The organism is Pseudomonas sp. NPDC089406 (genome assembly GCF_044900265.1).
Classification (GTDB): Bacteria; Pseudomonadota; Gammaproteobacteria; order Pseudomonadales; family Pseudomonadaceae; genus Aquipseudomonas; species Aquipseudomonas fakonensis.
In genome coordinates this window covers 48,963-71,615 of sequence record NZ_JBJDNC010000023.1, presented here as the reverse complement: position 1 = coordinate 71,615, position 22,653 = coordinate 48,963, and the positions used below count along the sequence as shown (strand labels likewise).

The following is a 22,653-nucleotide window of genomic DNA, read 5'->3' as shown; positions in this document are numbered from 1 at the left end:
CTCAGTTCGCCTCCAGTTCGTTCAGGAAATCAAACATGTCGCTCAAGTCGTCCTCGTGATTCGATGTCATGCGGCCCGCCACCGCCTCGGCGTACTCGGCCAGGGTGCGGGTCTTGAACAAAAGGTCCAGGTTCAGTTCCAGGCCCAACTCCAGCTGCAGCTGGGCGGTGACCTGGGTGGCCAGCAACGAGTGCCCGCCCAGCTCGAAGAAGTTGTCGTCCTGCCCTACCCGCTCGCTGTGCAGGACCGCCTGCCAGATCGCCGCCAGGCGTTCCTGCAGCTCGCCCTGCGGGGCGCGGTAGGCAACGTTGCCGGCCAGGGCCAGCGGCTCGGGCAGCGCCTTGCGGTCGACCTTGCCGTTGGGGTTGAGCGGCAAGTGCTCAAGGCAGGCCCATTGCGCCGGGACCATGTAGGCCGGTAACTGCTGCTCAAGCTCGGTACGCAGCACCCGCAGCGCCTCGGCGGGGTCTGCCGGTACGCGGCCGGTGGGCACCACATAGGCCGCCAGCACCTTGCCATGGGCCCCCTCGCGGGCCACGGCGACCGCATCACGTACCCCCGGCTGGCGCTTGAGGCAGGCCTCGATCTCGCCCAGCTCGATGCGAAAACCACGGATCTTCACCTGGTGGTCGATACGCCCCAGGCAATCGACCAGGCCGTCGGCACGCTGGCGCACCAGGTCGCCGGAGCGGTAAAGGCGCGCGCCCGGGGCACCGTGGGGGTCGGGCACGAAACGTTCGGCAGTCAGCCCTGGGCGGTTCAGGTAGCCACGGGCCACCCCTTCGCCGCCCAGGTACAGCTCACCGGCCAGGCCGTCGGGCAGCAGTTGCAGGCTGGCATCGAGCACCTGTGCGGTGCGCGCGCCGACGCGATCGCCGATGGGGGCATAGGCGGCCTGGCACTGGTCGCCTTCGCCAGCCTTCCAGATCAGCGGGGTCACCACGGTCTCGGTAGGGCCGTAGCCGTTGATGATGTAGCGCGGGCGCAGGGCGCGGCGAGCCAGCTCATAACTGGCACTGGGTACCGCGTCACCGCCGAAGCAGTACACCCGCATGGGCGGCGGGTTGCCCACGCGCTCGGCGTGCTCGGCCAGTTGCTGCAGGTACACCGGCGGGAACGCGGCCACGCTCACGCCATGGCGGTGCAGCGCAGCGAAGGTCTGCTCCGGGGTCCACAGCGCGTCGTCGCGCAGCAGCACGCGGGCTCCGTGGGTCAGGCTGGTGAGCCAACGCTCATGGGCGCCGTCGAAGGCGAACGACATGAACAGCAGCTCGCAGTCGGCTTCGCTCATTTCGTAGCGCGCACCGATGCTCTGGCAGTGCATGGCCAACGGCCCGTGCTCGACCGCAACCCCCTTGGGCAAGCCGGTCGAGCCGGAGGTATAGATGATGTACGCCAGGTTCTGCGGGGCAATGGCGACCTGCGGCGGCGTGGCCGGCTTGGCCTGCAGCGCCAGCTGGTCGACCGCCAGGCTACGCACGCCGGGCGGCAGCGGCGCCGACCAGGGCAGGCGCGAGTCGACCAGCAGCAAGGCGGCGGCACTGTCCTGCAGCAGGTAGGCCAGGCGCTCGGGCGGGTAACCGATGTCCAGCGGCACGAAGGCGCCGCCGGCCTTGAGCACGGCCAGCAGCGCCACCGGCAGTTGCTCATCGCGCGGCAGCGCCACAGCCACCCGCACTTCCGGGCCGACCCCTTCGCCGACCAGCCAGTGCGCCAGCTGGTTGGCACGCTGCTCCAGCTCGGCAAAGCTCAGCGCCCGCTCGCCCTGCACCACGGCAAGGCTCTGGGGCTGGCGTGCGGCCCACTGGCTGATGCGTTGCTGCACCAGCAGGCCGTCGCCCGGGGCCGGGGTGGCGTTGCGCGCGCAGGCCAGCGCCTGTTCTGCCGGCAAGGCCAGGCGCAGCTCGCCCAACGGCCTGTCGGCGCTTTCGACGAACTGCGCCAGCAACTGGTCCAGGTGCTCGGCCAAACGCTCGACGGTGGCGCTGGCGAACTGGCCCTGGGCGTAATCGAAGCCCAGGTGCAAGGCTTCGCCCAGTTCCACCGCCAGGGCCAGCGGGTAGTGCGTCTGCTCGTGGCTGTGCACGCTGCCAAAACGCAAGGCGCTGGCGTCGCGCTGGCGCAGGGCCTCGCCAACCGGGTAGTTCTCGAACACCAGCAGGCTGTCGAACAGGCTCTCGCCGCCCAGCCCGGCCCAGCGCTGAATCTCGAACAGCGGCGTGCTCTCGTGTTCGGCGCGCTCCAGGCTGTCGGCCTGGACCTGCTGCATCCACGCGGCCACGCTCAGTTCGGCGGCGGGCGTGCCGATCACCGGCAGGGTGTTGATGAACAGGCCGACCTGGCGGTCGATGCCCGGCACCTGCGCCGGGCGGCCAGCGACCGTGGTGCCGAAGGCCACGCTGGCCTGGCCGGTATAGCGCTGCAACAACAGCATCCAGGCGGCTTGAACCAGCACGTTGGCGGTGACCTTGTGGCGCCGGGCGAAGGCGCCCAGGGCCTGGGTGCGGGCCGCGTCGATCAGCCGCGCATGGCGCGCCCTGCCGGCCTCGGCCCGCGGGCTGCCGCCCATGGCCTGGGCCAGGCGGGTCGGCGCCTCGAGCTCGGCCAGGCGGCCAGTCCAGTACTGCTGCGCAGCCTCGCCATCGACCTGCTGCAACCAGCTGATGTAATCGCGGTAGCGCCCGCCACTGGCTGCCGGGGCATGGCCGTGGTAGCGCTCCAGCACCTCGCCGAACAGGCGCGCATAGCTCCAGCCGTCCATCAGGATGTGGTGGTTGGTGCAGACGAACCAGTAGCGGTCGGCGTCGGTACGCGCCAGGCACAGGCGCAGCAGCGGCGGCTGGCGCAGGTCGAAGCCGCGGGCACGCTCGGCATCCAGCAACTGGCCCAGGGCCTGCTCGGGCTCGGCCAGGTCACGCCAGTCCAGTTCCTCGAACGGCAGCGGCACCTGCCTGTGCACGAACTGCAACGGCTCGGCCAGGTCACCCTGCCAGAGAAAACCGCTGCGCAGCGGCGCGTGGGCCTGCAAGGTCTGCGCCCAGGCCTCGCGAAAACGCACAGGGTCCAGGCCTTCGACCTGAACGTGCATCTGGTTGACATAGTCACCCGTGCCTTGCTCGTAGAGGGCATGGAACAGCATGCCCTGCTGCATCGGCGACAGCGGGTAGAGGTCTTCCAGGCAGGCCAACGGCAGGCCCAGGCCATCCAGGGCCGCCTGGTCGAGCGCGGCCAACGGCACGTCCGACGGAGTCAGCCCGCCGGCGCCCGGGGCGCAGCAGGCGTCCACCAGATGGCGCAGCTCGTCGCAGTACTGTTCGGCCAGGCCCTGTACCAGCGCAGGGTCGAGCTGGTCGTCGGCGAAGGTCCAGCCGATGCTCAGGCAGCCGCCGTACACCTGGCCGTCGAGGCTCAGCGCATGGCTGAGGGTGCCGTGCTCGCTGTGGTCATGGCTGCCACTGTCGCCAGCCGGGCGCAGCAGGGCGCCGTCGGCGTCGAAGCTGGCATCGAACTGGCCGAGGTAGTTGAACAGCACCTGGGCCCGGGGCAACGCCGCCAGGCGCTGACGCACGGCAGCCTCGCCCAGGTGACGCAGCGCACCGTGGCCGATGCCTTTGTCGGGCACCGCGCGCAGTTGCTCCTTCACCGCACGCAAGCTCTCGACCGGGCTCGCTGCCGGGGTCAGGCGCAGCGGATACAGGCTGGTGAACCAGCCGACCGTGCGGCTCAGCTCAAGGCCGTCGAACAGCTCGTCGCGGCCGTGCCCCTCCAGCTCCAGCAGCACGCTCGGCGCACCGCTCCAGCGGCACAGCACGCGGGCCAGGGCACTGAGCAGCAGGTCGTTGACCTGGGTGCGCCAGGCCTGCGGCGCCTGTTGCAACAGGCGCTCGGTGGTCGCGGCATCGAGCCGGCTGTAGACCGTGCGGGCGCGGCATTGCAACGCTTGCCCCGGGGCTATCGGCAGGTTGGCGCCCGGGGCGCACTGCTGCTCCCAGTACGCCAGCTGCGCTCGCAACGGCGCGCTGTTGGCCCATTGCACCAGGCGCTCGGCCCAGTCGCGATAGGCGCTGGTCTTGGCGGCCAGGCGCGGTGCCTGGCCTTGCTCGAGCTGGCGGTAGACGGCCTGCAGGTCTTCGAACAGGATGCGCCAGGACACCCCGTCCACCACCAGGTGGTGAACCACCAGGAACAGGCGCTGGGAACCGTCCGCCAGCGCCACCAGCAGGCCGCGCAGCAGCGGGCCCTGGGCCAGGTCGAGGCTGCCTTGCAGTTGCTGGCACAGCGCAGCCAGGGCTTGCTCGTCGCTGGCCTGGGCCTGGCGCAGCAGCGTCTGCTGCGGCGCCAGAGGGCGGTAATGGGCCTGCCAACCGTCGGCCGTTTCGTTGAACCCCAGGCGCAAGGCGTCATGGTGGGTTAGCAAGGCCTGCAGGGCCTGCTCCAGCCGCAGCGGGTCCAGCGGCGCAGCCGGGGCCAGCAGCACCGATTGGTTCCAGTGATGGCGATCGACCTGCACCTCCTCGAAGAAGCTCTGCTGGATCGGCAACAGCGTCTGCGCACCCTGTACCAGGCCCTGCTCGGCCTGCACGCCGTGCTCACCGGCCTGGGCCACGGCGGCCACCGCCTGCAGGGTCTGGTACTGGAACAGGTCCTTGGACTTGATCAGCAGGCCGGCCTGGCGGGCCCGGCTGACCACCTGCAGGGAGATGATCGAGTCGCCGCCGAGCTCGAAGAAGTTGTCCTGCAAGCCAACCTGTTCGCACTTGAGCAGCTCGGCCCAGATCCGCGCCAGGGCGACTTCGGCCACGCTGCGCGGGGCCTGGTGCTCGCCGCGGGCCAGTTCGGGCAGGGGCAGCGCCGGGCGGTCGAGCTTGCCGTTGGCGTTCAGCGGCAGGGCCTCGAGGAACTGCCAGTGGCCGGGCACCATGTGCTCGGGCAGGCGTTGGCGCAGCTGGGCGCGCAGGCTGTCGGCCGCCAGCGTGGCAGGGTCGCGGGGCACCACATAGGCCACCAGTTGCCCACCCTGCCCGAGGGCCTGCACCAGGACTGCGGCATCCATCACCTGCGGGCAGTCGCGCAAGGCGCTCTCGATCTCGCCCAGCTCGATGCGCAGGCCGCGCAGCTTGACCTGCTGGTCGCGCCGGCCGTGGTATTCGAATACCCCGTCACGGCCCAGGCGAGCCAGGTCGCCGGTGCGGTACAAGCGGGCGCCCGCTGCGCCGAACGGGTCGGGTACGAAGCTTGCGGCGGTCAGCCCGGCACGCCCCAGATAACCCCGGGCCAGGCCCGCGCCGCCCAGGCACAGCTCACCCAGGGCATTGCCTGGGGTCAGTGCCAGGTCGCTGTCGAGCAACCACGCCGAACGCGCGCCCACCGGGGTGCCGATAGGGGCGTACAGGGTGTGCGTGGCACTGACGTCGCAGGCATGGATCAACGGGCTGATCACAGCTTCGGTAGGGCCATAGGCATTGAACAGCTGCCCGGCACGCAGGTGCGAAAGCCCGGCGATTTGCGCAAGGCTCCAGGCTTCACCGCCGAGGATGCAGGCACGCACCGTCAACGCCGGGCTGCCGGCCTCGGCCGCCTCGACGATGCGCGCCAGGTAGCTCGGCGGCAGGTCGAGTACGCTGATGCCGTGGGCCTGCACCTGCTCCAGCAGTTGCTCGTAGCCCCATTGGCCGACATCCCCCAGCACCAGTGCGGCGCCTTGGGTCAGTGGCATGAAGATCTGCTCGGCAGCGGCGTCGAAGCTGATCGAGGCAAACTGCAGCAAGCGGTCCTGCGGCCCCAGGCTGTAACGCGCCGCTGCGTTTTGGCAATGCATGGCCAGTGCGCCATGGCTGACCGCCACGCCCTTGGGCTGGCCGGTGGAGCCGGAGGTGTAGATCACGTAGGCCAGGCTCTGGGCCAGGGGGTGGGCTGCGAATGCCGCGTGCGCCTGGCCGATGTCTTCGAGGGCCAGCGTGCGCTGGGTCGGCGCCAGGCGTGCCAGCAACGCGCGCTCACCGAGCACCAGCTGTGCGCCGCTGTCTTCGAGCATGTAGGCCAGGCGCTCGGCGGGATAGGCCGGGTCCAGCGGCAGGTAGCCGCCGCCGGCCTTGAAGATGCCCAACAGGCCGACCACCAGGGCAATGCCACGTTCGGCGACGATCGCCACCAGGCTCTCGGGGCCCACGCCCTCGGCGCGCAGGTGCGCAGCCACCTGGTCGCTGCGCAGGTCGAGGGCGGCGTAGTCGAGCCGCTCCTCGCCCTGCACCAGGGCCAATGCCTGCGGGGCCCGTTGCACTTGCCGGGCGAAGGCGGCCAGCACCGAGTCGGGCGCATCATGGGGGGTATCTGGCAGCGCGGCGAGCCGGCGCTGCCAATCCTCGGGCGTTTGCAACACGACATTGCCCAGCGCCTGCTGCGGCTGCTCGACCAAGGCCTGCAGCAGGCCCAGCCAGGCATCGGCCATGGCCGTGATACTGGCGGGCTCGAACAGCTCGGCGGCATACAGGAACGCCACCTGGATGCCGTGGTCGGTCTCGAGGGTTTCCAGGGTCAGGTCGAACTGCGCCTGGCCGGCCGGCAGCACCCGCTCCTGGGCCTGGACCCCGGGCAGGCTGCCGGCAGCGGCGGCACCGACGGTGTTGAGGTGGTTGTACATCACCTGGAACAGCGGGTTGTGCTGCAGCGAACGCTGCGGGTTGAGCGCCTCCACCAGGCGGTCGAACGGCAGGTCCTGGTGCGCCTGGGCCGCCAGCGCAGTGTCGCGGGCCTGCCGGGCGATCTGCTCCAGGGCCTGTTGCGGGTCGATGTCCAGGCGCAGCACCAAGGTGTTGACGAAGAAGCCGACCACCCCTTCCAGCGCCTCGGCATTGCGGTTGTTCACCGGCAGGCCGATGCGAATGTCGCGCTGGCCGCAGTAGCGCTGCAGCAACATGGCGTAGGCCGCGACAAACACCTGGAACAAGGTCAGGCGCTGCTGGCGCGCATACTGGCGCACGGCCTGGGCCAGCGGCTCTGGCAGGCGCAGGTCCAGGCGCCCTTCACGGTAGTCCCGCCCGGCCCCGCGCGGGTGATCGCAGGGCAGCTCTAGCACCGGGTGCTCGCTGCCCAGCTGGGTGCGCCAGTAATCGAGCTGGCGCTGCATTTCACCGGCCTCCAGCCACTGGCGTTGCCACTGGGCGTAGTCGGCGTACTGCAGCGCCAGCGGTGCCAGGCCGGCCGCCTCGCCTTGCTGGAAGGCCCGGTAAAGCTGGGCGAACTCGCGGCCAAGCACCCCCATCGAGCCGCCATCGGAGACAATGTGGTGCAAGGTCACCACCAGCACGTGGCGATCGGCGGCCAGTTCGAAGACCCGGGCGCGCATCAGCGGGCCGCGCTCAAGGTCGAACAGCGCGTTGACCTCGGCTTCGATACGCGCCTGCAAGGCATCGGCCTCGTCCACACGCTCCCACTCCAGGCGCAGAGCGCCTTGCGCCTCGACCACCTGCAACAGCTGCTCGCCGTCGCGCTTGAAGTGGGTGCGCAAGGCTTCATGGCGCGCCACCAGCGCGGCAAAGGTGGCCTGCAAGGCCGCCCGGTCGAGGGCACCGGTAAAATCAGCCACCAGCGGGGTATGGTAGGCAACGCTATGTGGCTCCAGGGTCCAGAACAGCCACTGGCGCTGTTGGGCGAACGAGGCCAGCAGCGGCGCCTCACGCCCGACCGCCAGCAGTTCGCGGGTCGGCGCCTGGCCACGCAGTGCCTGCACCGCATCGGCAAAGGCGCGCAGGTCGGCGCTGTCGAACAGCGTGCGCAGCGGCACGTCGGCATCCAGCAGCCGGCGTACCCGGGAAACGATCTGGGTGGCCAGCAACGAGTGACCGCCCAGGCCGAAGAAACTGTCGGCCAGGCCGACCTGGGCAACCTCCAGCACCTGCGCCCAGATTTGCGCCAGCTGTTGCTGCAGCGCGGTTTGCGGCGCCTCGTACAGCGCCTGCGGGGCATCCGGCAGCAGGGCTGCCAGGGCTTGCGGGTCGAGCTTGCCGTTGAGGGTCAGCGGCATCGCCTCAAGCTGCACGAAGGTGGCGGGCACCATGTAGTCCGGCAAGCTGCGCGCCAGCGCAGGCTTCCAGCCGGCATTGTCGATGCCGGGGGCCACCACATAGGCCACCAGCTGGCCTTGCAGCACACGGCAGTGTGCTTCGCGCACGCCGGCCAGCTCACGCAGGCGCGCCTCGATTTCGCCAAGTTCGATGCGATAGCCGCGGATCTTCACCTGGTGGTCGACGCGCCCGCGAAAACGCAGGCGCCCGTCGGCGTCCTGGCTGACCAGGTCGCCGCTGCGGTACAGCCTTGCGCCGGGCGGGCCAAACGGGTCCGGCACGAAGCGTTCGGCAGTCAGCCCCGGGCGACGGTGATAACCCCGGGCAAGGCCGGCGCCGCCGATCAGCAACTCGCCGTCAACCCCGACCGGCAGCGCCTGCAGCTCGGCGTCGAGCACCTGCGCACGCAGGTTCGGCAGGGGCCGCCCAAGGGCCGGCGGCTGAGCGCCGCCCAAGGCGGCGGTGAGCACGCCGACCGTGGTCTCGGTGGGCCCGTAGTGGTTGATGACACGGCATTCGGGCGCCCACTCGGCCAGGCGCGCCAGCAACGCCGGCGATGCGCTCTCGCCGCCCAGCACCAGGCACTGGCGCGGCAACCCGGCGCCGCGATGCCGCTCGCTGAGCAGCGCCTCGATGTGCGACGGCACGATCTTCAGCACATCGATGTGCCGGGCCGCCATGTAATCGGCGAAGCGGTCGGCATCAAGGGTCAGGTCCAGGTCGAGCACATGCAGGGTGGCACCGCTGCACAGCGCGCCGAACAAGGTGGTGTGGCCCAGGTCGGCGGCCAGGGTGGAGACCACGGCCATGCTCTGTGCGCCCTGCAGCGGCAAGGTTTCGAAAATGCCTTGCACGTAGTTGACCAGGCCGGCATGGCTGAGCGAGACACCCTTGGCCTGGCCAGTGGAGCCTGAGGTGTAGATCACATAGGCAAGGTTGGCCGGGGCCACCGCCACGTCGAGGGCGTGGCCATCGAGGCTGGCCCAGGCCGGCGCCGGGTCATCCAGCAGCAGGGTATGCAGGCCCGCGACCTGCGGCAGGCGCCCCTGCACCGCCTGCTGGGTGAGCAGCACGGCAACGCCGCTGTCCTCGAGCATGTAACCCAGGCGTTGTTCGGGGAACTGCGGGTCGAACGGCACATACGCAGCCCCTGCCTTCAACACCGCCAGCATGCCCAGCAGCATGTCCAGGGAGCGCTCCACCGCGATCCCCACCAGCACGTCCGGGCCGGCCCCGAGGGTGCGCAAGTGCCGGGCCAGGCGGTTGGCCCCGGCGTCCAGCTCGGCCCAGGTGAGCGAGCGCTCGCCATGCACCGCCGCCAGCCGCTGCGGATGCGCCGCGGCCTGGCGCTCGATCAGGTGATGAATGCAGGTGTCGGCCTCGCGTGGGCGGGCCGTGGCATTGCATTGCTGCTGGCGCGCCTGCTGCGCTGCCGACAGCAGCGGCAGTTCGCCGAGCGCGGTGGCCGGGCTTTGCAGCCAGCCCTCGACCAGCGTCAGCCAGTGCCCGGCCATACGCTCGAGGGTGTCGGCCTGGAACAGTTCGAGGCGGTAGGTGAAGGCCGCGAACAGGCGCCCGCCACGCTCGAAGGTATCCAGCGCCAGGTCAAAGCGGGTGGTGTGCCGCTCACGCTCCAGAGCCTGCAACTGCAAACCCTGGACCTGCTGAACCTGGCCCAGGTCGGCGACCTGCGACTGGTGGTTGAACATCACCTGGAACAACGGGTTGTGCCCGCCCTCGCGGGCCACACCCAGGCCTTCGACCAGTTGCTCGAACGGCAGCTCCTGGTGCGCCTGTGCGCCCAGCGCCACCTGGCGCACCTGCTGCAGCAGCGCTGCCAGCCCTTGTTGCGGGTCGGGCTGCACGCGCAGCACCTGGGTGTTGACGAAGCAGCCGATCAGCCCTTCGACCTCGGCGCGATTGCGATTGGCCACCGGCACGCCCAGGCGAATGTCGGGCTGGCCGGCGTAGCGTTGCAGCAACGCCGCGAACAGGCCGAGCAGCAGCATGAACAAGGTCACGTTGTGCTCACGCGCGCACTCGCGCAATCGCGCCGCCAATGCCTCGGGCACCTCCAGCTCGTGGCGCCCGCCTGCCGAGCCCGGGCGCGCCGCGCGGGGGAAATCAGTGGGTAGCAAAAGCACCGGGTGCTCATCGCCCAACTGCGCGCGCCAGTACTCGAGCTGGCGCTCCTGCTCGCCCGCCTCAAGCCAGGCACGCTGCCACAAGGCATAGTCGCCGTACTGGATAGGCAGTGCCGGCAGGGCCACAACCTGGCCGCGCACCGCCGCGTCGTAACGCTGGATGAACTCGTCGATCAGCGCATTCATCGACCAGCCGTCAGCAATGATGTGGTGCATCACCAACACCAGCACATGCTCCTGCTCGGCCAGGCGCAGCAGCGCCACCCGCAGCAGCGGGCCGCGCTCCAGGTCGAAGGGCAGTGCCGCCTGGCGCCCGACGTACTCGCCGACAGCCTGCTCGCGCTGTTCCTGGCACAGGTGCGCCAGGTCCTCGTGCTCGATATTCAGGGCTTGCCCGCCCGCTTCGAGACAGGGTGCATCTTGCTCGTCGCGGCCGAACAGGGTGCGCAGCGTGGCATGGCGCTCGAACAGCCCGGCAAAGGCCTGCTCCAGCGCCGGGCGGTTCAATGCACCGCGCAGGCGCACCGCACTAGGCAGGTTGTAGGCGTTGCCCTGCGGGTCGAGCTGCCACAGCAGCCACATGCGCTGCTGGGCATAGGACAGCGGGTTGTCATGCGCCTCGCGCCCGCCCGCCGGGATCGGCAGTACCGAGAAGTCGACCCCTTCACGTTCCAGTGCACCCAGAAACAGTCGGCGTTTCTCCACGGGCAGGTCCTGGAAGCGGCGGGCAAGCTTGCGAGCGTCATCTGCGTTCATTTACATCCATCCGTCATGATCGGGCGAGGCGCGCGGGGCGCCTGGTATCCACAGAAAACGGATGACAAGCCAGGAAAATTAACGGGTTGCCCACTGCGTGCCCGCCGCCCTCCTGAAACATTTGCTTTCATTTGCACTGGCCGGTTTTCGATTCTCATTCGTCCTATCTGTAAACGGCGCGATTTCGCTGCGCTTCGTCGCGCCTTCACGTTTCCGATGGATCCTTCACATGGCAAAGCAATCGAAATCCAGGCTGTGGTTCCTGGTTCACAGCTGGCTGGCACTGCCCATCTGGTTCTTCGTGCTCATCGTCTGCTTCACCGGCACCCTGGCGGTCGTCAGCCAGGAGCTGGTGTGGCTGGCCAACCCGGACGTGCGCGCCAGCAAGCCTGGGGCCGACGCCGAGCGGCTCAGCTACCAGCAGGTGCTCGACGCCCTGCACAAGGCCGAGCCGCAGATGGTGGTGCGTACCCTGTCGCAGCCGGACGGCTCGCACTTTGCCCTGAATGCCAGCGTCACCTTCCCCGACGGCACTGCGCCAACGCTCTACGTCAACCCCTATACCGGCGCCATCCAGGGCAAGGTCCCCAGCTTCAACTTCGAGGCCTTCACCCGCGCCCTGCACGGCTGGTGGCTGGTGCCGTTCACCAATGGCTACAGCTGGGGCTGGTACCTGGTTTCGTTGCTCGGCCTGCCCATGCTGGCATCACTGGTCACAGGCCTTGTGGTGTACAAGAAGTTCTGGCGCGGCTTCTTCAAGTGGCCGCGCAGCAACCACGGGCGGCGGATCTTCTGGGGCGACCTGCACCGCCTGGCCGGGGTATGGTCGATCTGGTTCATCGCGGTGATCTCGATCACCGGCACCTGGTTCCTGATCCAGGCCATCCTCGCCGACAACCACGTGACCATTTCCAGCGAACCGATCGTGCCGGTGATCGCCCGCGAGCAAGTGCCCGCCGGGGTTGACGGCGGCCCCGCGCCGCGCATCGACCTGGACGAGGCCGCGCGCATTGCCACCACGGCGATCCCCGGCCTGGACATCAGCTTCATCTCGTTGCCCGGCACCGCTTACAGCCACGTGCGCATGGGCGGGCGCGGCTGGTACCCGCTGATGTTCCAGACCGCCGAGGTCAACCCCTATACCCGCAACGTCGACAGCCAATTCCTGCTGGCCGACCGCTCGGCACTGGAGTTCGTCACCGAGTCGATGCGCCCGCTGCACACCGGCGACTTCGGCGGCCTGGTGATCAAGCTGATCTGGGCCTTCTTCGGCCTGGTACTGACATTGATGGTGCTCAGCGGCCTGCTCATCTGGAGCAAGCGCACTGCCCAGGCCACTGCCGCCGCGCTCAAGCGCAGCGAACGCCAGCCGCGCCAACAACGTCCCGCAACCGTGGTGGAGGCCAACCCATGAGCCAGGCGATTACCGCCCCGCAAACCCGTGCCCGGCAGCTGTGGCTGAAGTGGCGCTTCCACCTGAACATCCTGCTGGTGCTGATCCCGCTGGGGTTCATGCCCAAGTATTTCGCCGAGGCGCGGCTGTTCCGCGGCGACGGCGGCCTGGGTGCGCACCCGATCAGCGCCATCGCGGTGGGCCCCTACACCGTCGACCTTGCCGAAATGCGCGACGAAGCGCCGCGTGCCGATGGCCCGGCCGGCCACTTCAAGCAGTTCAATGCCGCCCTGTGCAGCGGCTGCGAGCAAAAAATCAAGGCGGTGTACCTGCGCATTGGCAAACCACGCAGCCTGCGCGCGGCCGGCACCATCTTCTTCGGCACCCCCTACCGCATGGGCACGTCGCTGCCGATTCCGGCCCGCACCCAGCCCGATGCGCGGGTCTGGATCACCCTCGAAGGCTGGGACGGCAGCATGCACCAGGCGTCGGTGGCATTGGCCGACGCATCTCCGGCCACCGTGGCCTGGCTCAAGAAACAAGGAGGCAACAAATGAAACAGCTGCTGCGCAGGCTCGCCCTGCCCTTCGCCCTGCTGGCCGCCACCCCGGCGCTGGCGCATAACCCGATGTGCGAATGCACCGAAAGCGGCGAGCAGATCACCTGCAAGGGTGGCTTCTCCGACGGCAGCGGCGCGCCGGGGGTAACCCTGGATGTGATCGGCTACGACGAACAGGTGCTGGTGGCCAGCAAGCTGGGCGACGACTCCAGCCTGACCTTCAAGCGCCCTGACGGCGAGTTCTACGTGCTGTTCGATGCAGGCCCCGGCCACGTGGTGGAAGTCGACCACGCCGACATCGGTGCGCCATGAGCCGGGCACAGCTGGTGCGCCCGGCCGGTGCCGGGCATGAAACCCTGTACGTGCTGCTGGCGGCGCTGCTGATTGTGCTGCTGGCCGCAGGCGTGGTGTCGCTGCGCGGCGAGCGCGAGGACGAACAAACCGTCGAAGCCCACCAGCTGGATGCCCGCCGCGACCTCAACGCCGCCGAGCAAGGCATCCACACCGACCTGTGGGTGGCGGCGGACGAGATCCGTGCCCTGCGCGACGAAACCGGCACCGCACCGGGCGTCGAAGCCCTGGCCGATGAAGGCTTGCCGCCGTTCGTGGCGGATGCCAGCAGCCAGAGCCGCGGCAGCCACCAATGGTCGCAGCTGCCTGGCAACGCCTACCTGGGCCGTAGCCTGGACGCGGCGGTGGCCGGCAGCTTCCTGCTGATCGTGCCACTCGACGGCCAGGCCCCTGCCGACCTGTGGCTGCGCCGCGACAGCAGCGCCGTGGCCCCCGACGCCTTCGATGCCGCCACCCTGATCGCCGCCGGCTGGCAGCAGATCGTCACCCACTACGATGCCGGGGTCACCCGCCAGCACCGCCACTGATTTCAAGGACCTGCCCATGCTCCGCTTCGCCCGCGCCCTGGCGCTGCTACTGGCCGCCACCCTGCCCGCCCTGGCCCTCGCCGACAACGGCAAGCCGCTGCGCATCGGCATCACCCTGCACCCCTACTACAGCTACGTGAGCAACATCGTCGGCGACAAGGCCGAGGTGGTGCCGTTGATTCCGGCCGGTTTCAACCCCCACGCCTACGAACCGCGCGCCGAGGACATCAAGCGCATCGGCACCCTGGATGTGATCGTGCTCAATGGCGTGGGCCACGACGATTTTGCCGACCGCATGATCGCCGCCAGCGAAAAACCCGGCATCCAGACCATCGAATCCAACGCCAACGTGCCGCTGCTGGCGGCCACCGGCATCGCCGCCCGTGGCGCCGGTAAGGTGGTCAACCCGCACACCTTCCTGTCGATCAGCGCCACCATCGCCCAGGTGAACAACATCGCCCGCCAGTTGGGCAAGCTCGACCCGGACAACGCCAAGTTCTACCAGGCCAACGCCCGCGCCTACGCCAAGCGCCTGCGGGCCTTGCGCGCCGAGGCGCTGGCCAAGGTCACCGAGGCGCCAGGTGCGACCTTCCGCGTGGCGACCATCCACGCCGCCTACGACTACCTGGTGCGCGACTTCGGCCTGGAAGTGACCGCGGTGGTGGAGCCGGCCCACGGCATCGAGCCCAGCCCTGCGCAGCTGAAAAAGACCATCGACCAGCTCAAGGCGCTGGACGTGAAGGTGATCTTCTCGGAAATGGACTTCCCGTCGGCCTATGTCGAGACCATCCAGCGTGAGTCGGGCGTGCGCATCTACCCGCTGACCCATATCTCCTATGGCGAGTACACCAAGGAAAAATACGAGGTGGAGATGAAGCGCAACCTCGACACCGTGGTGCAGGCCATTCAGGAGAACCGCGCGTGACCGCCGCCGCCAACATCGTCAGCAGCCACGGGCCGCGCATCGAGTTCGAGGGCATCGACCTGACCCTGGGCCGCACGCGCATCCTGGAAAACGTGCGTTTCAGCGTCGCCCCCGGCAGCGTGCACGCCATCGTCGGCCCCAACGGCGGCGGCAAGAGTTCGCTGATCAAGACCCTGCTCGGGCAGATGCCGCACCAGGGCCAGTTGACCCTGCACTGGCCGGGCGAACGCGAGGTGATCGGCTACGTGCCCCAGGCGCTGGAGTTCGACCGTGGCCTGCCGATGACCGTGGACGATTTCATGGCCGCCATGTGCCAGCGCCGTCCGGCGTTTCTCGGGCTGTCGCGGCGGGTACGCCCGGATATCGACGCGGCGCTGGCGCGGGTCGGCATGCTGGACAAACGCAAGCGGCGCATGGGTGCGCTGTCCGGTGGCGAGCGCCAGCGCGTGCTGCTGGCCCAGGGGCTGATCCCCGAGCCGCAGTTGCTGGTGCTGGACGAGCCGATGTCGGCGCTGGACGAGGCCGGCATCCAGGTGTTCGAACAGTTGCTTGAGGGTTGGCGCCAGGCAGGCACCACGGTGCTGTGGATCGAGCACGACCTGGAAGCGGTGCTGCGCCTGGCCGACCGGGTCACCGGGCTGAGCCGCCAGGTGCTGTTCGACGCCCCGCCCGCCGAAGCCCTGACCCCCGAGCGCCTGCTCGGGCTGTTTTCCGTTCACCCGCGCAGCGAGAGCCTTGCCTGATGAATTACGACGCCTTCCGCGAAATGGTCCAGCAGTGGGCCAGCGCGGGTTACCTGCCCGAGGCGCTGGCCTATGGTTTTGTGGTCAACGCCCTGCTGGCGGGCCTGATGATCGGCCCGGTGCTGGGCGGTTTGGGTACCCTGGTGGTGGTCAAGCGCTTTGCGTTCTTTTCCGAAGCCGTGGGCCACGCCGCGCTGACTGGCGTTGCCATCGGCATCTTGCTGGGTGAGCCCTACACCGGCCCCTACGGCAGCCTGTTCGGTTACTGCCTGCTGTTCGGCATCTTGCTCAACTACCTGCGCAACCGCACCGGGCTTTCGCCGGATACGTTGATCGGGGTGTTCCTGTCGGTGTCGCTGGCCCTGGGCGCCAGCCTGCTGCTGATGCTGGCCGGCAAGATCAACGTGCATATTCTGGAGAACGTGCTGTTCGGCTCGGTGCTGACCGTCAGCGGCCAGGACCTGCTGGTGCTGGGCATCGTCGCCGTTCTGGTGCTGGCCCTGGCCGTGCCGCTGTACAACCGCATCATGCTGGCCAGCTTCAACCCGCAGCTGGCGGCGGTGCGCGGGGTAGCGGTGAAGACCCTGGACTACCTGTTCGTGGTGCTGGTGACTTTGGTGACCGTGGCCGCAGTGAAGGTGATCGGGGCGATCCTGGTGGGCGCACTGCTGGTCATTCCAGCGGCTGCGGCGCGCCTGGTGAGCCAGTCGCTCAAAGGGTTTTTCTTCGTCTCGGTGGTGATTGCCACCCTGAGTACCCTGCTCGGCATTTTGCTGCCGATCGTCTTCGACCTGCCGGTGCCCTCGGGCGCGGCGATCATCCTGGTCGCCGGCGTTTGCTTCGCCCTCGCTGCCCTGGCCCGCGCCCTCGTACCCCGCCTGCAAGGAAACCCGGCATGACCCCGATGCTCAAACGCCTCACCCTGACCTTGGCTTTGGCCGGCCTGCCGGCGCTGGCCCAGGCAGCCGACACCCAGGTGCTGACCACCTTGGCGCTGACCCACAGCCTGGCCAGCGCACTGCTGCAGGGCACCCAGGTGCAACTGACCCGCGCTGCCCCGGCCAACCTGCCAGCCACGCGCCAGCCGTCGTACTTCAGCGGCCGTGGCGGTGCCAGCCTGCACAAGGCGGCGCTCAAGGCCGATGCGGTAATCGGCGTGCGCTCGATCTGGCGCGACGACCCGCTGTACCCCATGGCCCGGCGCAGCAATATCCGCATTGTCGAGATCGATGCCGCGCGCCCGGTGGACGGCGCGCTGCCGGGCATCGCGGTCAAGGGTGACGAGGCGTTCGCCGCTTACCCCTGGCTCAACCCGAGCAACCTCGGGCGCATGGCCGATGTAGTGGCCAACGACCTGGAGCGCCTGTCGCCTGCTGAAAAGCCGAAGATCCAGGCCAACCTGGCCACGCTCAAACGCCAGATGCTGGAGCTGACCGCCAGCAGCCAGACGCAACTGGCCGAGGTCGACAACCTGAGCGTGGTGACCTTGTCCGAGCGCCTGGGTTACCTCGCCAGCGGGCTGAACCTGGATGTGGTGGAGCAGCCGTTGCCGGCCGATGACAAGTGGGATGAGGCGGCGCTCAAAGCGCTGACCGACAACCTCAAGGGCCAGGATGTGGCGCTGGTGCTGCACCACCGCCAGCCCGATGCGATGGTGGCCGAGGCCATTGCTGCAGGCGGGGCGAAGCTGCTGGTGGTGGAGAGCGACCCGGAAGATACCGTGGCCGGGCTCAAGAGCAGTGTCGAGCAGGTGGTGAAGGCGTTGCAGCAAGGCTGAGGCCGCCTGTAGGAGCGGCCTTGTGTCGCGAAAGGGCCGCGCAGCGGCCCCGGCAATTTTGCAGGATGCGCAGATCCTGGGGCTGCTACGCACCCCTTTCGCGACACAAGGCCGCTCCTACAGGGGCGCGCGACGGCCTTGCGATCAGCGCTTCATGCAGCGCTGGTAGCGTTCATCCACCCTGCCTGCGAACCACGCCGTGGTCAGCTTGCGGGTGATCTTCGGGCTCTTCAGCTCGATACCGGGCAGCACCGCCCTTGGCAACGCTTTACCGGCCTTGGCTTCGGCCAGGCGGAACACGCCTTCGTACAGGTCGGTCTCTTCCAGGGCCAGGCTGCCCTCCCTCTCCAGTTGCGAGCGAATCTGCGGGTTGCGCAAGCCCAGCTTCGACCCCAGCGTGCGCGCGGCGGTTTCGGTCTTGCCCGGCATCAGCGCGCCGGGGGCGATCAGGTCGCCGTCCAGCGCCAGCGGTGCACCAGTCACGCGGCTCAGGGCAGCCTGAAACGCCGCGTTGCGGCTGGCGTACCAGCCGGCATTGAAGTCGGCGAAGCGATACAGCGGGCGCTCGTAATGGGTGGGGTAACCGAGCAGGTGGGCGATACCGAAGTACATCCCGCCACGCCGGCTGAACACCTCCTGGCGCACCGTGCCCTGGTAGTCGTAGGGGTAGCCTTGGGTGTGCTGCTCGGCAAAGTCGATGCTTACCTGCATCGGCCCGCCGGTGTGCACCGGGTTGAGCCCGTCCAGTAGCGTGCGGCCCAAGGGCAGGCGGCCGATCACCTCGTCGTACAGGGCGCTGAGCTGTTTCTCGCTGCGCACTGCCTGCAGCCGTTGCTGGTAGCTCTTGCCGTTGCTCGACGGGGTTTGCAGCGCGCCGTCCACCAGCAGTTTCGGGATGTGCAGGCGCGCAGCGCGGCGGTCGATCTCTTCACGGGCGATGCGCCCCAGGTTGGGCACCTGCGGGTCGGCGTTGAAGGTGGACTCCTGCTCGGTCACCGCCAGCACGGCGCACAGGTTGCCCTTGCTCGGGGCCAGGCCCTGGGCCTGGAATGCCACCTGGATGTCCTTGGCCCAGCCCTCGCGGTCCTTGACCTGCGCCGGCAGCAGCCGCAGCAACTGGGCGCGGACCTTGGCAGGGTCCGCTTCAGGGGCCTCCTCGCGGTGCCCGGCGCAGCCCTGAAGCAGGGCCAGGGCTGCCACCGTCAACGCTGCAAACCGCCCATTCATCATTCACGCCCTCCACTTTGCATGACACAAGCCTAGCGGTGGTGGGCGCGCACTTTCAATCAGCAGCCGGGTTTGCTCAGCTCGGTACCCAGGGTGACGGCAGTGGCCTGCACCTTGGCGAACGCCTGCAAGGCCTGGGCATCGAAGGTGCGTTCGCAGTTGAAGCGCGTGTCGGTGACAAAATCGTCGCCCTTGGCCTGGGTCATGGCTTGCGCCCAGTCACTTGCGGCCTTGATCGGCGCATCGTCCACCAGTTTGGCTTCCACCAGCACCTGCATGAAGTCGATGGCCCGCGGCCCTTCCCACAGGCCATACACCGACGGGTCGGCAGCATTGCCGCACAGTTGCAGGCAGTCGGCGTAGAACTCGATGCCGCCACCGCCCGTGGACTGGTCCAGCGCCCCGAAGGTCAGTGGCTGGCCAGCCTTGGGCGCAAAATCACCGATGAAGCTGTGCAGGTCGGCCTTGCAGGTGGGCGACAGCTCGAGACGCAATTCGCTGATGGTGCCACCGGCAGCATTGGCCGTGATGTCGCAGCCCTGCACCTTGTAGCTGTGGCTGTCGCCATTGCTGGTGCGGGCAATGCCGGCCTTGGATTCGAAGTAACGCAGGTTGGTGCCGAGCATGTCACCATTGAACACCTCGGCAAGCTTGGCGGGGGCAGCCAGTACCTGCGGGGCAAGGGCGCAGAGGGACAGCGAGGCGAACAGCATGACGCGGGTCTTCATGGCAACTTCCTGTAGGCGGTAATGAAATCCGCCTGCACTTTAAAACACCGCGTAGCACTAAGCCATCACTGCTTCCCTCAGGGCTGCTCACCCACCAGGTAGGTTTTGCTGATATGCCTGAACTGCGGGTGGCTGGCGCTGCCCATCAGCTCGAACAGCACCATTTCGCGGGTGACGATGTGCGCCCCGGCGTCACGCATGCGCGCCAGGCCCGCTGCCTTGCTGGCGGCGCTGCGGCTGTCGCAGGCATCCTCGACCACGAATACCTGCTTGCCCAGCTCACGCAGGCCAAGCACGGTCTGCAGCACGCAGACGTGGGTTTCCATGCCGCACACGATCACCTGCTCGCGGGCCAGCAGGCTGGCCGGCAGGCACTCGGCGGCGACGCAGGAGAAATGCAGTTTTTCGACAATTTCAGCAGCAGGCGCGGCAGCCTTCAACGCCTCGAGGGTGTGGCCCAGGCCTTTGGGGTATTGCTCGGAAATAACCGTGGGCAACTCGAGGTCCGCGGTGGCGGCCAGCAGCCAGCGGGCCCGGGCGGCGGTGCCGGCGGGGTCGCTCATGGCACCGATGAGTTTTTCCTGGATGTCGACCACCAGCAGCGTGGCCTTGGATGAGTCAATCAGCATTGTCTGTGCCTTGCCTGGGAAAGCGTCTAGCCTCCCCCAGGCAAACGCAGGCGTCAATCAAGCACTGAGCCGGTGCGGCTCGAGGGTGGCACTGAGCAAGCCCAGCACCGCGTCTTCATGTTCATGGATGAAGAAGTGCCCGCCGGGGAACATGTCCAGGCTGAACGGGCCGAGAGTTTCCTTGCCCCAGGCCTGCAACTGCTCGGCATTCGCCCGGTCGCTTTCGCCACCCAGCACATGCAACGGGCAACGCAGCGGCGGGCGCTGGCGGTAGGCGTAGCGCCCGCACAGCAAGAAGTCTGCACGCAGCACCGGCAGCGTCAGGCTCATCAGCTCGTCATTGGCCAGCACCTCTTGCGGGGTGCCGCCCAGCTTGTGCAGCTCGGCCTTGAGCTCGGGGTCGCTCTTGGGTTCGCGCCAGTTGCCGTTGTCGTAGTCCTCGCGGCGGGTCGGCGCTGCCGTGCCACAGGCGAACAATGCGACCGGCGGCGGGCAACCCAGCGCTTGCAGTTCGTGGGCCAGCTCGAAGGCCAGCAGCGCCCCCAGGCTATGGCCGAGCAGCGCATAGGGCGCAGCGGCGGCCAGGCGCTGCTCGTCGGCCAGCTTGCGCGCCAGGGCCTGCATGTCGGTGAAGGGTTCCTCGCCCAAACGCGCACCGCGCCCGGGCAGCTCCACCGGGCGCACCTGCAGCCAGGCCGGCAGCTTGCGCCGCCAGCGGCTGTAGACCATGGCGCTGGCCCCGGAGTACGGCAGGCACAGCAGGTTCAGCATGGCCACTGTCACTGGGCCGCGGCTGCCATCTGCTGGCGCAGGCTCAGCGGGCGCATGTCGGTCCAGACTTCGTCGATGTAGGCCAGGCAGTCTTTTTTCAGGCCGCTCTTGCCCACGGCGCGCCAGCCGTTGGGGATGGCTTTGTAGTCGGGCCAGATGGAATATTGCTCTTCGTGGTTGACCACTACCTGGAACACGATGTCGTCGCGGTCGAATACGGAAGTCATTGCCTGTCTCCTTGGATGATGGGGGCCGACGCGCCGGGCGCGGGGCGGCTATCAGGAAGACGAAGCAGGTGCGCAGGAAATTAACCGAGCATGAGCAATGGCGGCCTGGATGGCGGCGCGGGCCTGGGGGCTGTTCTTCCAGCAGCTGGAGCCCACCAAGCTGGCAGCGGCCGTTACGATATCCCCGGCGTCCGCTTCGGCCAGTTGCGCAAGGTTGTGGTAGCCCAGTTGCTCCAGGCGCTGCAGCACTGTCGGGCCGACGCCCTTGAGCGCCAGCAGCTGGCTGCGCTCGTGTTCATTGAATGCCATGGTTCACCTCCGTGTGAGCTGCGGCTTTGCAAGTGGCGCGGATGATGGCATATATCAACGCCTGACTGCCAACCTGCCCCAGGAGACCTTTCCCATGCTCGGCGTGACCGACTACGGCGCTTTCGTGATTGCCTTCATCATCCTGCTGGCGATCCCGGGGCCTGGCAACTTTGCCCTGATTACCGCCACCGGCAAGGGCGGCATCAAGGGCGGCCTGGCCGCCACCTGCGGGGTGATCCTGGGTGATCAGGTATTGATGTGGCTGGCGGTGGCGGGTGTTGCCACGCTGCTGGCGGCGTACCCGGCGGCCTTCCATGTGGTGCAGTGGGCCGGTGCGGCTTACCTGGCCTGGCTGGGCCTGCGCATGGTGCTGAGCAAGCCCGGTGCGGCGCCGCGGGAAAGCAGCATGAGCAACGGCCGCTACCTGCGCCAGACCATGATGATCACCCTGCTCACCCCCAAGGCGATCATGTTCTACATGGCGTTCTTTCCGCTGTTCATCGACCCGGTGAAACACCAGGGCATGGTCACCTTCGCCTTCATGGCAGTGACTGTGGCCACGGTGACCTTCCTGTACGGGCTGGTGGCGGTGCTGCTGACCCACCATCTGGCCGAACGCATGCGCGCCAACCCAAGGGTGAGTAACTTGCTGGAGCGGTTGGCGGGGGCTTGCCTGGTGGGGTTTGGGATCAAGCTGGCGGCGATGCGCTAGGCGTCACGCAACAGGTCGTGGGCGTCCAGCAGCCTGAACGCCACTTGCGGGTTACGCTCCAACCCCCGGCGAATCGCCGCAGGGATAGACTGCCGGGTCTTGCGGCACAGCCCCGGTAGTGCTTCCAGCTCGATGACGATGCCGCGCATGGTGCGCACCTCGTTGTAGCCGGGGGCGATGTGCACCCGCAGGCCGAGGTTCTGGTACATGCGCTGTTGCAGACGCTGCAGGTCTTCGAGGTCCTTGAGGTTTTCCAGGCGCTCGAGCAGCTTTTTTTCTTCATCACGCGTCAGCAGCAGGATGCGCTGCACCTCGGCCGGGCCGTCGAGCAGTTGCTCACGGCCGCAGTCACAGGCGCCGGGCGGGCATGGGTGGCGTTGGGCAGGTTGGGTGGTCATCGGGCAAGAATAGCGCCCCACCAGCGTGGCCGCGAGGGGGTGAACGAATGGCTCAACGGGCGCAGTGCCGGGGCGCCCTTGCGGTCGAAGCTGCCCAGCAGCAGGGCCACGGTGGGCGCGTCGTCGATGGCGCCGAGGGAGCTGCCACAGGCGGGGCAGAACGCCCGGCTGGAATGCTCGGATGACCGGTACAAACTGGGCGCCCCGCCCTCCCCGGTCCAGTGCACCGCCATCTTGTCGAACTCGACCCAGCACAGGGTCAGGCTGCCGGAGTGGCGCTGGCACATATGGCAGGAGCAGGTGTGGGGAAAGCGCGGTGTGCCGCTGGCACGAAAGCGGATGCGGCCGCACAGGCAACCGCCGTGGAAGGTGGGCATGGGGTGAGGTCCGGGCAATGAGGGCAGCCGGGACGTT

At 68.2% G+C, this 22,653-nt stretch carries 18 protein-coding genes; 9 read left to right on the top strand and 9 right to left on the bottom strand.

The annotated features are described in order from the left end of the window. Position 1: 1 nt before the first annotated feature. Complete coding sequence (locus ACI2KK_RS17390) at positions 2–10,963, bottom strand: amino acid adenylation domain-containing protein (RefSeq protein ID WP_404669825.1); 10,962 nt, start codon at positions 10,961–10,963, stop codon at positions 2–4. Between the two features lie 229 nt (positions 10,964–11,192). On the opposite strand from ACI2KK_RS17390, the gene ACI2KK_RS17385 reads away from it, so the two are divergent. Genes ACI2KK_RS17385 through ACI2KK_RS17350 form a run of 8 tightly spaced genes read left to right on the top strand, consistent with a single transcriptional unit; the run spans position 11,193 to position 17,238 of the window. Next, positions 11,193–12,377, top strand: a complete 1,185-nt coding sequence (locus ACI2KK_RS17385) for a PepSY-associated TM helix domain-containing protein (protein ID WP_404669824.1) — start codon at positions 11,193–11,195, stop codon at positions 12,375–12,377. After that, positions 12,374–12,913 carry a thiamine pyrophosphate-binding protein gene (locus ACI2KK_RS17380; RefSeq protein WP_404669823.1) on the top strand — a complete coding sequence of 180 codons (540 nt, stop codon included), beginning with the start codon at positions 12,374–12,376 and terminating at the stop codon, positions 12,911–12,913. The genes ACI2KK_RS17385 and ACI2KK_RS17380 overlap by 4 nt, the downstream gene beginning before the upstream one ends. Then, positions 12,910–13,227 carry a hypothetical protein gene (locus tag ACI2KK_RS17375; protein WP_217839164.1) on the top strand — a complete coding sequence of 106 codons (318 nt, stop codon included), beginning with the start codon at positions 12,910–12,912 and terminating at the stop codon, positions 13,225–13,227. The genes ACI2KK_RS17380 and ACI2KK_RS17375 overlap by 4 nt, the downstream gene beginning before the upstream one ends. After that, on the top strand, positions 13,224–13,793 hold the full coding sequence (locus tag ACI2KK_RS17370; protein WP_404669822.1) for a DUF6162 family protein: 570 nt from the start codon (positions 13,224–13,226) through the stop codon (positions 13,791–13,793). The genes ACI2KK_RS17375 and ACI2KK_RS17370 overlap by 4 nt, the downstream gene beginning before the upstream one ends. Positions 13,794–13,809: 16 nt before the next feature. After that, positions 13,810–14,718 carry a metal ABC transporter substrate-binding protein gene (locus ACI2KK_RS17365; RefSeq protein ID WP_404669821.1) on the top strand — a complete coding sequence of 303 codons (909 nt, stop codon included), beginning with the start codon at positions 13,810–13,812 and terminating at the stop codon, positions 14,716–14,718. Continuing rightward, the gene (locus tag ACI2KK_RS17360) at positions 14,715–15,461 is read left to right on the top strand and encodes a metal ABC transporter ATP-binding protein (RefSeq protein WP_404669820.1); all 747 of its coding nucleotides are present in this window, start codon (positions 14,715–14,717) and stop codon (positions 15,459–15,461) included. Before ACI2KK_RS17365 ends, ACI2KK_RS17360 begins: the two co-directional genes overlap by 4 nt. Next, positions 15,461–16,360, top strand: a complete 900-nt coding sequence (locus tag ACI2KK_RS17355; RefSeq protein ID WP_404669819.1) for a metal ABC transporter permease — start codon at positions 15,461–15,463, stop codon at positions 16,358–16,360. The genes ACI2KK_RS17360 and ACI2KK_RS17355 overlap by 1 nt, the downstream gene beginning before the upstream one ends. Beyond that, positions 16,357–17,238, top strand: a complete 882-nt coding sequence (locus ACI2KK_RS17350) for a metal ABC transporter solute-binding protein, Zn/Mn family (RefSeq protein ID WP_404669818.1) — start codon at positions 16,357–16,359, stop codon at positions 17,236–17,238. The genes ACI2KK_RS17355 and ACI2KK_RS17350 overlap by 4 nt, the downstream gene beginning before the upstream one ends. 144 nt (positions 17,239–17,382) lie before the next feature. Here ACI2KK_RS17350 and ACI2KK_RS17345 read toward each other — a convergent pair whose 3' ends face one another. From ACI2KK_RS17345 to ACI2KK_RS17320, 6 genes are all read right to left on the bottom strand, one after another. Continuing rightward, positions 17,383–18,465: a DUF1615 domain-containing protein gene (locus ACI2KK_RS17345; protein WP_404669841.1), complete on the bottom strand. Its 1,083-nt coding sequence runs from the start codon at positions 18,463–18,465 to the stop codon at positions 17,383–17,385. A 59-nt stretch (positions 18,466–18,524) separates the two neighbouring features. Then, on the bottom strand, positions 18,525–19,193 hold the full coding sequence (locus ACI2KK_RS17340; RefSeq protein WP_404669817.1) for a hypothetical protein: 669 nt from the start codon (positions 19,191–19,193) through the stop codon (positions 18,525–18,527). A 77-nt stretch (positions 19,194–19,270) separates the two neighbouring features. Then, entirely contained in the window at positions 19,271–19,822 is a 552-nt protein-coding gene (locus ACI2KK_RS17335; protein ID WP_369986967.1) for an isochorismatase family protein, read from the bottom strand. A gap of 57 nt (positions 19,823–19,879) precedes the next feature. Continuing rightward, positions 19,880–20,599 carry a thioesterase II family protein gene (locus ACI2KK_RS17330; RefSeq protein WP_404669816.1) on the bottom strand — a complete coding sequence of 240 codons (720 nt, stop codon included), beginning with the start codon at positions 20,597–20,599 and terminating at the stop codon, positions 19,880–19,882. 2 nt (positions 20,600–20,601) lie between these two features. Beyond that, positions 20,602–20,820, bottom strand: a complete 219-nt coding sequence (locus tag ACI2KK_RS17325) for an MbtH family protein (RefSeq protein ID WP_217839174.1) — start codon at positions 20,818–20,820, stop codon at positions 20,602–20,604. A gap of 51 nt (positions 20,821–20,871) precedes the next feature. Beyond that, entirely contained in the window at positions 20,872–21,129 is a 258-nt protein-coding gene (locus tag ACI2KK_RS17320; RefSeq protein WP_404669815.1) for a helix-hairpin-helix domain-containing protein, read from the bottom strand. Positions 21,130–21,223: 94 nt separating this feature from the next. Between ACI2KK_RS17320 and ACI2KK_RS17315 the strand changes: the two genes are divergently transcribed. Beyond that, the gene (locus ACI2KK_RS17315; protein WP_404669814.1) at positions 21,224–21,841 is read left to right on the top strand and encodes a LysE family transporter; all 618 of its coding nucleotides are present in this window, start codon (positions 21,224–21,226) and stop codon (positions 21,839–21,841) included. On the opposite strand, the gene ACI2KK_RS17310 is transcribed toward ACI2KK_RS17315, so the two are convergent. Continuing rightward, a complete protein-coding gene (locus ACI2KK_RS17310; protein WP_404669813.1) occupies positions 21,838–22,239 on the bottom strand; it encodes a hypothetical protein in 402 nt (133 codons plus the stop codon). The two genes, ACI2KK_RS17315 and ACI2KK_RS17310, sit on opposite strands and share 4 nt — an antisense overlap. Then, positions 22,236–22,616 carry a GFA family protein gene (locus ACI2KK_RS17305; RefSeq protein ID WP_404669812.1) on the bottom strand — a complete coding sequence of 127 codons (381 nt, stop codon included), beginning with the start codon at positions 22,614–22,616 and terminating at the stop codon, positions 22,236–22,238. The genes ACI2KK_RS17310 and ACI2KK_RS17305 overlap by 4 nt, the downstream gene beginning before the upstream one ends. Between the last annotated feature and the right edge of the window lie 37 nt (positions 22,617–22,653).